The sequence below is a fragment of the Pectobacterium atrosepticum genome (assembly GCA_019056595.1).
GTDB classification, from domain to species: domain Bacteria; phylum Pseudomonadota; class Gammaproteobacteria; order Enterobacterales; family Enterobacteriaceae; genus Pectobacterium; species Pectobacterium atrosepticum.
On record CP036163.1, the window covers coordinates 3369066 to 3385056 of the forward strand.

A 15991-nucleotide genomic window follows, 5' to 3' on the forward strand; every position below is an offset into this window, starting at 1 on the left:
GATGGCAATCCCTTCTATTGCTTCTTATCCCCTGCCGCGCGCACAGGATTTCCCTGAAAACAACGTTTCCTGGGCGTTTGAACCTGAACGTGCGGTGCTGCTGATTCACGACATGCAGGACTATTTCGTGAATTTCTATGGTGCGGATAGCCCGCTGGCACAACAGCTGATTGAGAACATTTCGGCGCTGCGAACCTACTGTAAAGCGCAGGGGATCCCGGTGGTGTATACCGCGCAGCCTAACACGCAGAGCGCCGCTGACCGTGCGCTGCTGAACGATATGTGGGGCGCAGGGCTGAACAATCATCCAGAGAAACAGCGTGTTGTGAGTGCCCTTGCTCCGGATGAGCATGACACGGTGCTGGTGAAGTGGCGCTACAGCGCATTCCATCGTTCCCCGCTGGAACCGATGATGAAAGAGATGGGTAAAGATCAGCTGATTATCTGCGGCGTTTACGGACATATCGGCTGCATGATTACCGCGACGGATGCCTTCATGCGCGATATCAAGCCCTTCATGGTGGGCGATGCGATTGCGGATTTCTCACTTCAGGAACACCTGATGGCGCTGAAATATGTTGCGACGCGCGCCGGACGGGTGGTTAGCACGGCAGAACTTACGGGAGCAAAAATGGCACAGGCATTGACGAAACAAGGACTGAGAGCGCATCTGCTGAGCTTGATTGATGAAGAAGAAGATCAGTTTGATGAAGATGAAAACCTGATCGACTATGGTCTGGACTCGGTGCGCATGATGGCGCTGCTGACCGAATGGCGCAATCAGGGCGTCACCCTGAGCTTTGTCGATCTGGCGCGTAACCCTAGCCTGAATGCATGGTGGGCGCTGATCGAAAAACAGCAGGGAGCCGCATTATGAAGCCGTTGAGCGTTGCGCAGCGCGGGCTGTGGTTAGGCCATGCCCTGAACGATGATAAAGCGACGTTCAACACGGCGGAGTGCATCGCATTTGATGGCAAAGTCGATATTGACGCCATGCTGAGTGCGATCCGTCAGGCTGTGATGGAATGCGAGTGCCTGTACTGCCAGTTTGTTGAGGTTGCGGGTGAACATGCAGAGCAACCAGAGATCGGTTTTGTAGCTTCGCAACTGCCCGTTCCGATTGGCGTGCTGCCGATTGTAGAACTGTTGCCCGCATCGATGATGGACGAAGAGCAGACGATACGTCAGTGGGCGCGTGACGAAATCTCTCTGCCGCTGGATTTACTGAACGGATTACCCTGCCGCTTTGCGCTGCTGTGCGGTGAAAAACGCGATTTTCTCTACAGTTGTGTTCACCACATTGCGTTGGACGGCTTTGGCACCACGATGCTGTTTCAACGCATCGCCCAGATCTACACCGCGCTGACGACGGGGCAGTCCGCTCCAGTGGCCGAGTTTGGTCCGTTCAGTGAGGTGTTGGAAGAGGAACGGCAGCGCGATGCTAGCGGGCAGACGGCGCAGGCGCGTGATTTCTGGCTAGAGACGTTGAACTCGATGCCGGAACCCGCCAGTTTCAATGAGAAGAAAGCACCGATAGCCGCGCGTTTTTTGCGCCAAAGCTGTGACATGCCAGATGATCTCTGGCAGCCGCTGACCGCGCTGTGTGAAGGCAATAAAATCAGCTGGCCGGATCTGTTTTTGGCGATGCTGGCAACGCACCTGAAACTGGTGTCCGGCAGCGACCGACTGACGTTCGGAATGATGGTGATGAACCGTATCGGCTCCGCCTCGCTGATGGTGCCGAGCATGCAGATGAATATCGTGCCGCTCTGTATTCAGGTGGATGAACAGGCAAATTTTGTGGCGCTGGCGCAACAGGTTGCCCGCACCAAACGCACGCTCCGTCGTCATCAGCACTATCGCTATGAGCATTTACGTCGCGATCTGAATCGCGTCGGCGGCGAACAGCGCCTTTTCGGGCCGCTGATCAATATCATGCCGTTCGATCATCCGCTCAATTACGGATCGCTGTCGTCCAGTACGCTGAATCTTAGCGCCGGGCCGGTAGAAGATCTGACGATCGAGATCCATTTCAAACCGGATGGCACGCCGGTATTGGACTTTGATGCCAATCCAGCCTGTTACAGCGCAGAAGCGCTTGCCAGCCTGCAAGAAACCCTGTTCACGCTGCTTCAGCGCTGGCTGGCGCAGCCGCAGCAAACCAGCGGCGAACTGCTAGGACGCTGGCTGCGTGAAGAACGTGAACTGGCACTGATCACCAGCCGCGAACCTGAACCGTTTGTTGAGCCGGTTCTGACGGCGATTACCAAGCAGGCGCGTAAGAACCCGAGTTATATCGCATTGGCGCAGCGCGATCGACAATACAGTTATCAGCAACTGCTGGATCTGAGCGGTCAGGCCGCTGCGGCGCTACATGAGCGCGGCGTACAGCCCGGTGAACGCATCGGCATTATGCTGAACCGTAGCCCTGAAACCATTATCAGTTTGCTGGCCGTGATGCAGTGCGGCGCGGTTTATGTGCCGCTCGACCCTGAACAGCCGCGTGAACGTCAGCAGCACATCATCCAGATTGCCGGGCTGCGTACGATTGTGACGCAGGCGGATTACCAGCATCGGCTGGCCTCCGTCTTTTCCGGTGAAATCGTTCTGGCGGGGCATCTTTTGTCATCCAGCGCGCAGGCCGTGGCGCTGCCGACTGCGGAATCGAGAGAAGGCCAGATTGCTTATGTCATGTTCACTTCGGGATCGACCGGATTGCCGAAAGGCGTGGAGATCGGTGCCAGCGCGCTGGATCACTTCACGGCGGCGGCACGTCAGCGCTACGGCCTGCGTGCAGAGGATCGCGTGCTGCAATTTGCTCCGTTTAACTTTGATGCCAGCATCGAAGAGGTTTTTGCCACGCTGACCAGTGGTGCGACGCTGGTGCTGCGTACCGATGAAATGCTGGAATCGATTCCCACCTTTGTCGAACAGGTAGACGCACAGGCGATTACGCTGCTCGATCTGCCGACTGCATTCTGGAACGAATGGGTGGTGGGGCTGAAAACTGGCACGCTAACCATGCCTTCTGCACTGCGCGCTATCATCATCGGTGGTGAAGCCGTGTATCCCGAACAGCTGGTGCAGTGGCAACGCCACGCGCCGGACACGTTGCGTTTAATCAACACATATGGCCCCACTGAAACCACGGTGGTGGCGACCAGTTGCGACCTGCAAACCCAGTCTGCTGATGTGGCGCAGCTCCCTATCGGTCTGCCGTTGGCTGGGGTAAACGCACTGGTTCTGGCGGCGGGCGATCGCCCTGCGGCGGAAGGTGAACTGGTGCTGCTGGGGCCAACGCTGGCCGCGGGTTACATCGGTACGGAACACACCGCGTTTACGCAGTTGGCGGTGGGCGATCGACATCTGCCAGCCTACCGCACGGGTGACAGAGTGCGTCTGGAAAAAGGACACCTGTTGTACCTCGGGCGCATGGATAACGAATTTAAAATCAGCGGCTATCGGATTCAGCCAGGGGAAGTAGAATCCCATTTGCTGGCGCAGCCGGATGTCGATGAAGCCTGCGTGCAGGGCATTGTTTACCCCAACGGCGTACGGCGGCTGGTGGCGTTTGTCGCCACGAAAGAGGGCGAGATCGATGCGCGTGCGCTGAAACAACGCCTGAGCAGTGTACTGCCGTCTGCCATGATCCCCACCGATTATCGTGCTTTCCATCAGTTGCCGAAAACCGGGTCCAATAAGGTCGATCGCAAGCGTCTGCTGGCGGAATATCACGATGATGCACCGACGCAGGCGCTAGCCAGCGACACCGAGAATCGGGTCAGCGCCATCTGGCAGCAGATCCTCGGTGTGTCGGGGATTCAATCGCGGGATAACTTCTTCGAACTGGGTGGACAGTCACTGCAAACCATCCAGATCGTAAATCGTCTGGCCGCAGAGTTTTCTGTCAGCATCAAAGTCTCTGATGTGTTCGATCATCCACAGCTCAGCGACTTCTGCCGCTATCTGGACGACAGGCTGTCACAGGATGAAAACAGCGTGGAAATGGTGTGGTAGGGAAAATGATGAACAAGGCACAACCTCTTCAGTTTGATTTCAGCGGCCAGACCGTCTGGGTAACCGGCGCGGCGAGCGGCATTGGCGAAAGCATTGCCCGCCAGTTTGTCGCGCTCGGCGCGAACGTGATCGGATTCGATCGCGCATTCCAACATAACGCTTCCCCGTATAACGATCGCCCGTTTCGCTGCGTGACGCTGGATATCAGCGAGCCGAACAGCGTGGCGGCGGTGTGTCGTCAGCAGTTGGCGGAAACGGGGCTAGACGTTCTGGTCAATGCCGCCGGGATTCTGCGTTTAGGTGATATCGATGCGCTGAGCGTGGACGACTGGCAGCAGTGTATTAACGTCAATGCCTCTGGCGCGTTTTATCTGTTGAACGCGCTGGTGCCGCACTTTAAGCAGCAGCGCCGTGGCGCGATTGTCTGCGTCGGCTCTAATGCCGCACATATTCCTCGCATGCAGATGGCGGCGTACTGTGCTTCGAAAGCGGCGCTCACCAGCCTGTCTCACTGCGCAGGGCTGGAACTGGCGCCTTACGGCGTGCGTTGTAATTTGGTGTCGCCAGGATCGACGGATACGCCGATGCAGCGCGGCATGTGGCACAGCGCCGATGCGGAACAGCGCACTATCGCGGGCTTTCCTGACCAGTACAAGCTGGGGATTCCGCTGGGCAAGATTGCTCAGCCGGAAGAGATCGCCAATACCGTGGTTTTTTTGGCTTCCGATCTGGCCAGCCACATCACCATGCAGGACGTGGTGGTGGATGGCGGGGCAACGCTAACGGCCTGATTTGCTGAGAGAGTGACAAGTCATGAAAGATATCGTAACGCTGTTAAAGCAGCTGGAACGGCAGGGTGTGCGTCTGGCGTTAAATACGCAAGGACAGCTGATTTCGCAGTCCAATAAAGAAGCGATCACGGCAGAAATTGGGCGCACGATTAAGGAAAACAAAGACGCTATCGTGCGCTGCCTGACGGCGCAGCAGGCGTTTGAACGCCCCATCACGCCGCAGAATGCGACGTCTGGCCCGCTGTCGTCATCGCAAAGCGGGCTATGGTTTATCGAACAATACGAAGAGCAATCACACCTCTACAACATGCCGGTCTATTTTCGTCTGACCGGCACGCTGGATGTGGCCGCGCTGGAGTTTGCCTTTGATGCGCTGGCGCAGCGCCATGCCAGCCTGCGCACCCGTTTTGTGGTTAATGAACAGGGCAAGGGTGAGCAGCGTATCGATGCCTATCAACCGTTTGTGATACAGCATGATGACTTCTCTCTGTTACCAGAAGCTGAACGGGAAGGGCGTTTACAGCAGCAGGTGAAAGCGGAAATCAGCCGTCCATTCGATCTCACGGCGGGCGATCTCACCCGCGTGCGGCTGGTGAAGATGAGCGAGCGGACGCACGTTCTGATGATCACCCAGCACCACATCATTTCCGATGGCTGGTCGGTGAAGAATCTGTTTGCTGACTTCAAACCGGCCTTTTTGGCCTGTCAAAACCGCCAGCCTTATCCTGTCGAGACCACTCAGCTTAACTATATCGACTACGCACACTGGTTCAATTCCGACGCATTTCTGGATTACCACAACGAATTCAAACCGTTCTGGGTTGAGCGGCTGACGGGGATTCCGGAAGTGCACAGCCTTCCGCTGGATAAACCGCGTCCGGCGCACCAGAACAGCGGTGGTGAGGTGATCTTCTCCGCGATCAACAACGATCTGTGGGATAAATTCAAGCGCCTGTGTCAGCGCTACAATACGTCTAACTTCATTGGTCTTCATGCTGTGTTCTCCCTGATGCTGGCGCGTATCAGCGGCGAGAAAGACATTGTGATTGGCTCCCCGCTGGCCTATCGCGAGCGGCCGGATATCGAAGATGTTGTCGGCTTCTTCGTTAACACCATCGTGCTACGTACCCAATTGCAGGACAGCCAGAACTTTGTCGATTACCTGCAATACTGCCGCGAACAGGATCTCTCGGCCTTCGATCATCAGCTCTATCGCTTTGAAGCGCTGAGTGAGGCGATCGGGTCCGATCGTACCACGGCGATCAATCCGATCTTCCAGGTGATGCTGGTTTATCAAGCCAAAGTGGATTTCAACGATCTGATCCCTGGCTGTGATGCGGCGGAGGAAACTTCGCCGGTGCTGCCTGCCAAGACGGACATTTCGGTCAAAGTGACGGAACTGATGGGCGAAGTTCGGCTGGACTGGCTGTTTGCCACTGCGCTGTTTGAGCGCCAGACGATCCAGTATTACGCCGACCGCTTTATCCGGCTGATCGAAGCCGTGGTGGAAAATCCGGAAACCGATGTCTGGCATCTGCCGTTGATGGAAACGGATCGATTTGCCGCTGTGCTGGCGGAAACCCAGCAGTTGCCGCGTAGCTATCCGCAGCCACAACTGACGGTAACCGACGTGATTGAAGCCGTGGCACAGCGCGATCCACAGCAGTTGGCGATTGCCTTTGATGGTGAGCAGCGCACCGACACGCTGACGTATGCCGAACTGAACAGGCAGGCTAACCAGCTCGCACACTGGCTGCACCGTCAGGGTCTGGGCGAACAGTCGCTGGTTGGCGTGCTGGCGAAACGCGATCGCTATTTTGTCATTGCGCTACTGGCCATTTGGAAAGCGGGTGCAGCCTATGTGCCGCTGGATCCTGAATATCCGCCAGAGCGACTGCGCCACATCATTACCGATGCCAATCTTGCCGTTATTCTCGGCGGTGATGGGCAACAGCTGGCGCAATGGTCAGCCGAACAGCGTATCGATCTGACCGATCCTGCTGTTGTCGAGCAGTGGCAGGATCTGCCGGGTGATGAACCCCCAGCAATTCCGCGCCACGCACAACAGCTGGCACAGGTGATCTACACCTCGGGATCGACCGGCTTGCCGAAAGGCGTGATGATCGAACACGGTTCGCTGATCAATCTGCTGGACGATCATCGCGATCGCATCGATTTCACGCCACAAAGCACCATGTTCAACTGCATGTCGCTCTCGTTTGACGCCGGTAACATGACGACGCTATTGCCGCTAAGCAGCGGCGGAACGTTAGCGTTTGGTGAGCCCAACGATCGGGCAATTATGCAGGCCGAACAGGCGGGTGCGACACACCTGATCCTGCCGACGGCGCTGATGTCGATTCTCGACCCTAAGCACGTTAACGGTATTCAGGCCATTGGCATGGGCGGTGAAGCCTGCCCGAACACGGTGGTGGAAAACTGGGCAGAGAAAGTGGCGCTGTACAACATGTACGGGCCGACCGAATGTACCGTCACGGCGTTGAGTACCCGTCTGCGTAAAGGCCAGCCCGTCACCATCGGTAAACCGCTCACCCATATTCAGGCGCTGATTCTGGATGCGGCTGGGCAGTTGTGTCCGGTGGGCGTGCCGGGCGAGCTTTGCCTTGCGGGGCTTGGGCTGGCGCGTGGCTACCTCAATCAGCCGCAGATGACCGCCAGCCGCTTCGAGCACATCACGCTAAATGATGTGAACAATGCGGGGCAAGGCGCGGCAACGTTGCGCATTTATCGCACGGGTGACAAGGCCAGACTGCTGAACAACGGTGATTATGAATACTGTGGCCGTATTGATGAGCAGATTAAACTGCGTGGCTACCGCATCGAACCGGGTGAAATCGAGGCACAGCTAGCGGCAGTCTGCCCACCGCTGAAGCAGATTAAAGTCATCGTGGCGCAGGTAGGGAGTCGTCCGGCGCTGGTCGCTTATGCCACGGTGAAAGCTGACAGCAGCACGCCGGAACCTGCCGCCGTGCTGATTGATGTTGCAAAGTACCTACCGGAATACATGGTGCCTTTCCGACTGATGCTGTTAGAAGACATGCCGCTGACGCCGAACGGTAAGCTCGATATGAAGCAACTGCCGCCGGTGCTGGAAGCAAACGAGGGTGACGGTGAGGCTGACAATCCGCTGGAAGCGGACGTGTTGGCGATTTGGCGCAGCGTGCTGAATACGCCGCTGGGCGTTGAGGATGATTTTTTCCGCTTAGGCGGTGACTCTATCCTCAGTATTCAACTCACAACCCGACTGCGCAGCGCAGGCTATGCCTGCACGGTGAAAGACGTTTTCGAAGCGAAAAGTGTACGGCGTTTGTGCCGTGTGCTGGCGCAGAATAATCGCGACACAGGCACTGTCGCGGAGCAGGGCACGCTGGAAGGTGAGTTCGCGCTGCTGCCGATTCAGCGTTGGTTCATGGAGCAGTCGCTGGTACGTCCTGAACACTGGAATCAGGCGGCAATGATCCAACTGCCGGAAGTGGATACCGAACGGCTTGTCACGATGTTGCAGGCGCTGATGGCACAGCACGATGCACTGCGTCTGGGCTGTGATGCCGAAGGACAACGCTATCTGGCGGATGTGCCTTGCCCTGCTTTGCCGACGCTGGATTATCGCCAGCTTGGCGACGATGGCCTGCAACAGGCATTTACCGCATTGCAGAGTGAATTCGATCCTGCGCAGGGAAGAACGATGGCCTGTGCGCTGGTGCGGCACCATCCACAGGCGGACACAGCCTTGTTCCTCGCTTTCCACCATCTGGTGATTGATGCCGTTTCCTGGCGCATTCTGGTTGACGATCTGGAACGGTTGTACCTCGGTGAACCGCTGCTGCCGAAAACGTCAAGCTATCGTCAGTGGGGCGCGGCGCTGCAACACTACGCTACACAACATGCGGAACAGCTGACGTACTGGCAGGCGCAGGAAGACGGCGTAGATCTGACGGCGCTACTGGCGGCTAAAGATCCGCAGGGTCATGCCAGTGCTGCCATTCTGACGCTGGATGCGGCAACTACGGGCCAACTGGTGAGCGAGGCCAATCGTGCCTTTAATACCGACGTCAGCGATTTGCTGCTGGCGGCGCTGACGCGCACGCTAAACGATCTCGGCTGGGGCGATAAAGCACGCATCATGCTGGAAGGGCATGGCCGCGAAGCGATTGATCCGACGTTGGATGTCAGTCGCACCGTCGGGTGGTTTACCAGCACCTATCCGGTGTGCCTGCAAGATAAGCCAGACTGGGCTTCTCTGATTCAATCCAGCAAGGAACAGTTGCGTCAGGTGCCAGACAAAGGCGTCGGGTTTAATCCACTGCGTTATCATCACCCGCAGGGCAATTCGCTGACGCTGTCGCCGATTGTGTTCAACTATCTCGGGCTGTCGGTTCAGGCCGCGGGTACATGGCGTCCGGTGGACGTCGCGCCGGGATGCTGCGTATCACCGGAGAATAAACCGGCAGAGGTTATCAGTCTCCACGGCGGCATTACGGGCGGACAGCTGACGCTGCGTCAGGTTGGTTGCCTCAACCAGCGTGACAGCGAACGCCTGATGACACGGCTGACCGAGAATCTGCGGGCGCTGACGGAAGCCTGTCTGACACAGCTAAGTCACGGAGTCGTCTTTACCCCCAGCGATTTCCCGGCCATCAATCTGAGCCAGACGCAGCTCGACAGCCTGTCACAGCGTTATGACATCGACACACTGTTGCCGCTGTCATCGCTTCAGCAATCAATGCTATACCACCGCCTGCGCTGTCCGCAGGACGACGCTTACCATCTGCAAACGCCGATTCGCTATGCGCAGACGCTGGATGTGGAAGGCTATCGTCAGGCGTGGCAGCGTCAGATTCAGCGTTTCCCAGCCTTGCGTGCCGCGCTAGAAAGCGAGTGTGCCAACGTACAGATGATTGTGAAGCAGGCAGACCTGCCTTTCCACTATCAGGATTTGATGCAGGATGCCGATCCGCACGCGGTCATCGAACGCTATCGCCAGCAGGATTTACGTACCGGATTTAATTTGTCGCAGCCGCCGCTGTTGCGCATTGCCTGCTTCCGTTTGGGCGAGCAGGACTATCGGGTGCTTCTGAGCTGTCATCACAGCGTGATCGACGGTTGGAGCGGGCCACAGCTGCTGGGTGCGGTACATCGTGACTATCAGATGCTGATGCAGGGGCAGGTGTTCATGCACGGCGACGCACCAGCGATTCAGGTGGATCGCGCCTATGTGGATTATGCGCGGCACGCCGTAGCACAGCAGCCTGCCGTCGATGCTTTCTGGCAGCAGCGACAGTCGCTGTTAGCGCAGACTAACGATGTGTCCATGCTGTTTGCGGCAGCAGGGAAACGCGCCGATCTCAGTCAGCATCTGACGCAGATTGAGCCGCAGGTCACCAGCGTGAGCCTGAACGAACAGGATCAGGCGACGCTAACCGCTTTTGCCCGTGAAATAGGCGTCACGCCCAGCATTATCGCACAATATGCCTGGCATCGGCTGCTGGCGCGTTCGACTGGCGATGCGGTCAGTATTGTCGGGAATGTGCTGTCGGGCAGAGAAAGTCCGGTGGAAGACGTGGCGAGCAGCGTGGGTCTGTACATCAACAGTCTGCCGCTGGCGCTGAGCTGGCAGCAGCCCGTGTTGCTGCAACAGCATCTGGTTCAGTTGCAGAACGAGTTGATGGCGATGAATCAGCATGCCACGCAGTCGCTGATTGCGCTTACGGCTGGACGTTCTCGTCTGTTCAACAGCTTGTTTATCTATGAGAACTATCCAGATGCGAAAGCGGAGCAGGGCCAACGCGCTGACGATCCGCATCGGCTATATCCTGAGTTTTCAGCAGCCTATGAAAAGGTAGAGATGCCGCTGAATCTGGTGGTGCGTGAGCAGTCTGGCTGCATGCTACTGCGCTTTGAGTTTGATGCAGATGCGTTGGACAGCGCGCAGGCGCGTCGGGTGCTGATGCGTTGGCATGACGAGGTGGTGGCGCTGATCAATAGCGCGCCGCAGCAGCCAGCCGAGATTATCGGACATGATAAAGCGACAGGCTTGGTGGCGGCACAGAAAATTGTGCCGGATAGCAGTATCAGCCAGCCTGATACGCCGTTTGCCCAAGCGCTGCTGCGCGTATGGGCGCAAACGCTACGTCTCGGTGAACCCGGCCTCGGTGAGTCCGACCTCTGGTCACGGACGTTGTGTGAAAGCGGTGTTGATTCGCTCCAGCGTATTGCGCTGGCACAGGCGCTGAGCCGTACGTTAGCGCAGCCAGTGAGCGTGGCGCTATTGCAGCGCTACCCTTCACCGCAGGCGCTGAGTGGACATCTGGCACAGTCGAGGGTTACCGCCAATGAGGAAACGCTGTCATGACAGGGAGCAATGATGTCATCGAGAATCTGTTGGCCGATATTCAACAACCAACGGCCTTCGGGCAGCGGGCGGGTGCCGCACACGGGGAACAGCGCCACAGCGGTGAGCTATTCCAGCAGTATCCAGCATCGCTGGTGTGCGCGGCGTGGAGCTGGCTGCTGTACAAGTACAGCGGTGAAGAGCAGGTGTGTGCGGCGTTTGTCACGTCCGATCTTCCTGACAACCTGAGGCCGTTGATCGCTCATTTTCAGCAGCGCGATCGTCTTGTCAGCGAGTGGATCGCAGTGGTGGGATCGTCCTGCGATCCACAGCCTGCACCAGCGGTTCTGACAGCTGAAACCCTGCATGCGCTGTTTAGCAGCGTGCTGATCGTCGGGGATATAGCATCACTACCTGTTGTGATGCAGAAGGTGGTGCAAAAGGTGGCGCTGATCGTAGAGGTTCAGAACGATCGGTTAATTCTGACCGCGCCTGATGGGCAACTCGATAATCGGCAGCTTCAGTGCATTGCCCGCCATCTCACCCGGCTACTCGATGGTCTGCTGACACAGCGCTGGGAGCGGCTGGCGCAAATTCGCCTCAGCCCGCTGGTGGCGCCGTTACCCCACAGGCCGCAGGCGCGTGCACTGCATGACGAACTGTTCATGCGTCTTACTCAGGCTGCGCGTCAGGATCATGTCGCGATCCGCTTTCAGGAACGTGTCATTAGCTATCGGGAACTGCTGCAACGTGTGGCGTTAATTCAAGGGATGTTGGCTGCACAGGGTGTTACTGCCGGTCAGCGAGTAGGGCTGCATCTCAGCCGGCAGCCTGATACTGTCGCGGCGCTGCTGGCCTGCCTCTTTTCTCAGGTGACGTTTGTGCCGCTGGAGCCGGATTTCCCTGGGGAACGGCTACAGGCGATTCAGCAGGAAGCGGCGCTGGCCGCGGTCTTGCAGGATGGTTATACCGGTGGATCGCTGACGTTTGACTGCCCAATACTGAACCTCTGTGATTTACCGCATGCAGAGCGTGCCCCTTCAGCGAGCGTACAGTTGGCGCAAGCGGGTGGGCCGGAAACGGCAGCCTATATGATGTTTACCTCCGGTTCGACGGGGAAACCGAAAGGCGTGGTGATTGGTCAGCGGGCGCTGCAAACCTTTATTCATGCCAGCGTAGAGCGGCTGGCCTTAACGGATAACGCTAACTGGCTGCTTATCACTACGCTCGCCTTTGATATCTCGATGCTGGAAGTGTTTGCGCCGCTGTGGGTCGGTGGCGTACTGCACCTGACCACGCATGAGGAGTACAAAGATCCGCAGGCGGTTGCGACGTATTTGCAGGATCGACCGGAAATCAACGTGTTGCAGGCCACGCCCGCCTTCTGGCGCATGATGTTCAAAGCGGGCTGGCAAGGTAAACCTGATTTGGTGGCGCTATGCGGTGGCGAAGCGCTGGATCTGCGGTTGGCACAGCGCTTGGTCAGCCGTTGCAAGACACTGTGGAATTGCTATGGGCCAACCGAAGCGACAATTTGGTCGCAGATGGCGCAAATTGATGGCGCTGCACTGGAGAACCAGCACACGATTGCGCTGGGGAATACGCTGGCGGGCTATCAACATCTGGTGATCGATGACGATCGTCATCCTCTGGCAGAAGGAATGGTGGGTGAACTGTGCATTCTCGGTGAGGCGCTGAGCAGCGGATATTGGCAGCGTGACGATCTGACGCAGGATCGTTTTGTTCAGCAGGTGGAATCCGGGCAGCGAATGTATCGCACGGGTGATAAAGTCCGGCTGCTGGGGGACGATCGCTATCAGTATCTTGGGCGTTTCGACGATCAGGTGAAATTACGGGGATTTCGCATCGAATTAGGGGAGATCGAAGCGCAATTGAAACGGATCGAACAGGTGCAAGATGCGGCCGTCAAACTTCAGGGCGAAGGGGATGACGCGGTGCTGGTTGGCTACGTGGAATATAAACCCGGTTCAGAGATGACCAAGCTGGCGCTGCGTAAACAGCTGCATCAGTTCTTGCCCGCTTACATGGTGCCGGGGCGCATCGTGACGTTGGATAAGCTTCCCAAAACTGGCAGCGGTAAGGTCGATCGTAAACGTCTGACGGACGTCTGACAGTGATAAAGGGCAGCATCGCTGGCCAATGACATGATGCGGTGATTTCTCCGCGATGAGAGGTTTCCGAATACACAAATAATTAGGGAGTGAAATCGGAGTTGGCCGTTATCCGGCGTAAGAAATTATGCTGAGGAGATAGCAGGCTTAGGATGAGCCGCAGGGACGCGGCGAAAGCTTGCGCCACGTCGGGAACGTGTCGCAAGCGGTCCGTTAAGCCTGATGCCGACGAAGGCATCGCGCAGCGACATAATTTAGCCAAAAGCCAGGGTTCACAGGGCGACGGCGCTGAGCCGCCCTGTGTCGGGCGCGTGCTACGAAGTAGCATGAAAATGACGGTATTGTGGCGCACGAAACTGTCTCCGCGTTCGCATAAAATATGACGAAGAGACAGCACGATGGGGAAAGCCTACTGGTGTTCCTGATGGGCGTCATCACCAAACGTGATTGCACGTCCACGCGCATCTATTTTCGCTTTATCGCGGTTGAAGGCCATCTTCGCCCGGACGCCACCCAGCATACCGCCGCGTTGATAGATTTCGTTCGCCCGATCGTGGTTGTATTGGCTATCAGGGCTGATTTCCAGCGCGCGATCGATCCACACTTTCGCCAGATAGCTATTTTGGGCTACGCCCGCACCGTTACGGAAAGCATACGCGTAGTAACCTGCGGCATAGTCGCGGTTGGCATCATCTTCATCGTTCCATAATTCCGGCAGTACGCTATCAACACAGATCACCTGATCTTCAGGGATGTTGCTAAACAACAAGAGTGTGCTCAGCTCTCTTGCCGAGCGTTGCCAGACGGTCCTGCCCAAATTAGGGCTACGCAGTACGCGGAACAACAATGTGCTCGCGCGCTGATATTGTTCCGGCGTCAGCGTGTCATTTTCATTGATCAGATTATAGGCAAGATTGTACATGCTAACGACATGGCCTTTCTCCGCTGACACACTTTTCCAATAGCATGATTTTTCGTGATCTTCATAAGGTGAAGGATCGCGGCCGTGCATGCGTGATAGATGGCCCGAATAGAGGTCACCGAGTGACGCCATTGAAGAGACTTCTCCCCAGCTCGCGGCTTCGTGTAACAGAAAGACGCCTGCTTCTTCGGAAACTGACTCGAACAGGTTAGCGGCGGCTTGGCCAAAATTGACATCGGATTCGAGAGTACTGCAACGCACAAGTAAGGCATCGCTATCGAATTGGCCTTGAGCGATGCCATAGAAACCAAATTTGCTGGCGAGCGCGGCGATAGTGGTTTCATACGCTGAATCTGCCCACGCCTGACAGCGTTCCAGAAATTTTGGCATCAAGTTGAAGCTGTCTTCGATACCGGCAAAATTCAGACAGCTGATTAAGGTGTCGAGCGCGCCCTCATCGGGGTGTGATTCCGGAAGATCAACCTGCCAGGCTTCAACCATCAGGTCATAGGCCTTCTGCATATCAACCTTATTCCAATGAATCTCGTCACCTTCTTCGGTTCGGGCATAGGTGCTGAGGAAGCTGGCATATTGGCGTAGTACCCTAGCCCGAACATCCCCATCGAGTTCAAGTGTCAGCAACCAGTCGAAGGTTTTCCGGCAGTACGCCACGTTTTCGGTGTCCTGAGCATCAGGCAGGAGCACGTTATAGCCAATATAGTCCCAACACTGCGTAACACGCAGGTTGTTACGTTCGGGCTCTGTCAGTGTTTCACACAGTGGCCCATCAATAAATTCTGTTATTACCTCATGACTACCGCCCCAGCGTGGGTACAGGAAGTAAACGCATTCTTTACGAATGGCTAAGTCCTGTGGACGCAAGGCTAATGTAACTCGCAGCCAGTAGTGCATGGGCTCTTCCCATTCGTGCTCCTCTCTGGCTGGCAGCGGAGTAGGCAGAGCAACAGGAAGCTCAACAAGCACTTGCGCACCTTGATTACGCAAGTGCTGTAGACCCGCTTGCCAAAGTTCGGGTTCAACCTGTGCCTGACGCTGTGCGTAGGTCAGTGGCTCACCGCCTTGCAGTAAGACGCCCAGCCACTGCGGTTCACCTAAATAGCAGGTCAAACGAAACAGGCGTGAAAAGGTTAGGGCTGGTCGCTGGTGTAACGCGCTGGCGCGCAGGTAGGCTGCGACACCCAGATCGCGTGCCAGCTCGGCCCCCATCCAGCGGTCGTCTTCTACATATTCTCCACCATTTGAGGTACGAATCCGTGCTGCGGCATTTTCCCAGTACTGCCCGGTGAGATGGTGGGCGTGATAGCTTTCAGGACGTGCGGCAACCCAAGCCTGCAAGTGCGACAGAATGTCAGCATGAGACACTGCTGGGTCAAAGATCGAATTAATGTTCCAGTTATAGGTATAAGGCAGGTTCGGGCCATTCAGCCAAATCTGGTGTTCTTGCTCCAGCAGGCGATCAAGTGCATCGAATTGATGCGTCGCGAACATCTCGCGCAGCTGAGCGCGGCGCTCAATCAATACGGTGAGTGATTCAGAGATTGATGTCATAGAGTAAATTCTTAGGCTGTTGTTGAGTCATAACGCCGACAACATCACGCTTTATCAGCAGCATGTGCAGGCAGGATTTTGGGAGATTGATGTGTTGTATCTATTTGATAATGATTACAGTTATACCAATAAATTGGTGAAGAGACATTGGTTTTCACATAAAAGGCCAGCCGTTGGCTGGACAAATTCGTTCCCGACGAATTTGTCC

Annotated in this window: 6 protein-coding genes; 5 read left to right on the forward strand and 1 reads right to left on the reverse strand. The window is 56.5% G+C overall.

Annotated elements, in window-relative coordinates:
* Position 1: 1 nt before the first annotated feature.
* From DCX48_15985 to DCX48_16005, 5 genes are read left to right on the forward strand one after another with little or no spacing between them, the layout of a single operon-like run.
* Positions 2 to 877, forward strand: a complete 876-nt coding sequence (locus DCX48_15985; GenBank protein ID QXE15892.1) for an isochorismatase — start codon at positions 2 to 4, stop codon at positions 875 to 877.
* The gene (locus DCX48_15990; protein ID QXE15893.1) at positions 874 to 4017 is read left to right on the forward strand and encodes a non-ribosomal peptide synthetase; all 3144 of its coding nucleotides are present in this window, start codon (positions 874 to 876) and stop codon (positions 4015 to 4017) included. Before DCX48_15985 ends, DCX48_15990 begins: the two co-directional genes overlap by 4 nt.
* A 5-nt stretch (positions 4018 to 4022) precedes the next feature.
* Entirely contained in the window at positions 4023 to 4808 is a 786-nt protein-coding gene (gene dhbA / locus DCX48_15995) for a 2,3-dihydro-2,3-dihydroxybenzoate dehydrogenase (GenBank protein ID QXE15894.1), read from the forward strand.
* Between the two features lie 22 nt (positions 4809 to 4830).
* Entirely contained in the window at positions 4831 to 11181 is a 6351-nt protein-coding gene (locus DCX48_16000) for a non-ribosomal peptide synthetase (GenBank protein ID QXE15895.1), read from the forward strand.
* A complete protein-coding gene (locus DCX48_16005; GenBank protein QXE15896.1) occupies positions 11178 to 13292 on the forward strand; it encodes an amino acid adenylation domain-containing protein in 2115 nt (704 codons plus the stop codon). Before DCX48_16000 ends, DCX48_16005 begins: the two co-directional genes overlap by 4 nt.
* Positions 13293 to 13701: 409 nt before the next feature.
* Here DCX48_16005 and DCX48_16010 read toward each other — a convergent pair whose 3' ends face one another.
* Positions 13702 to 15783, reverse strand: coding sequence for a DUF4034 domain-containing protein (locus DCX48_16010; GenBank protein ID QXE15897.1), 2082 nt, complete (start codon positions 15781 to 15783; stop codon positions 13702 to 13704).
* Between the last annotated feature and the right edge of the window lie 208 nt (positions 15784 to 15991).

Excerpts from the sequence above, each read along its gene's own strand:
- DCX48_15985 (QXE15892.1), top strand. The coding sequence starts at position 2 with ATGGCAATCCCTTCTATTGCTTCTTATCCCCTGCCGCGCGCACAGGAT.
- DCX48_15990 (QXE15893.1), top strand. The coding sequence starts at position 874 with ATGAAGCCGTTGAGCGTTGCGCAGCGCGGGCTGTGGTTAGGCCATGCC.
- dhbA (QXE15894.1), top strand. The coding sequence starts at position 4,023 with ATGATGAACAAGGCACAACCTCTTCAGTTTGATTTCAGCGGCCAGACC.
- DCX48_16000 (QXE15895.1), top strand. The coding sequence starts at position 4,831 with ATGAAAGATATCGTAACGCTGTTAAAGCAGCTGGAACGGCAGGGTGTG.
- DCX48_16005 (QXE15896.1), top strand. The coding sequence starts at position 11,178 with ATGACAGGGAGCAATGATGTCATCGAGAATCTGTTGGCCGATATTCAA.
- DCX48_16010 (QXE15897.1), bottom strand. The coding sequence starts at position 15,783 with ATGACATCAATCTCTGAATCACTCACCGTATTGATTGAGCGCCGCGCT.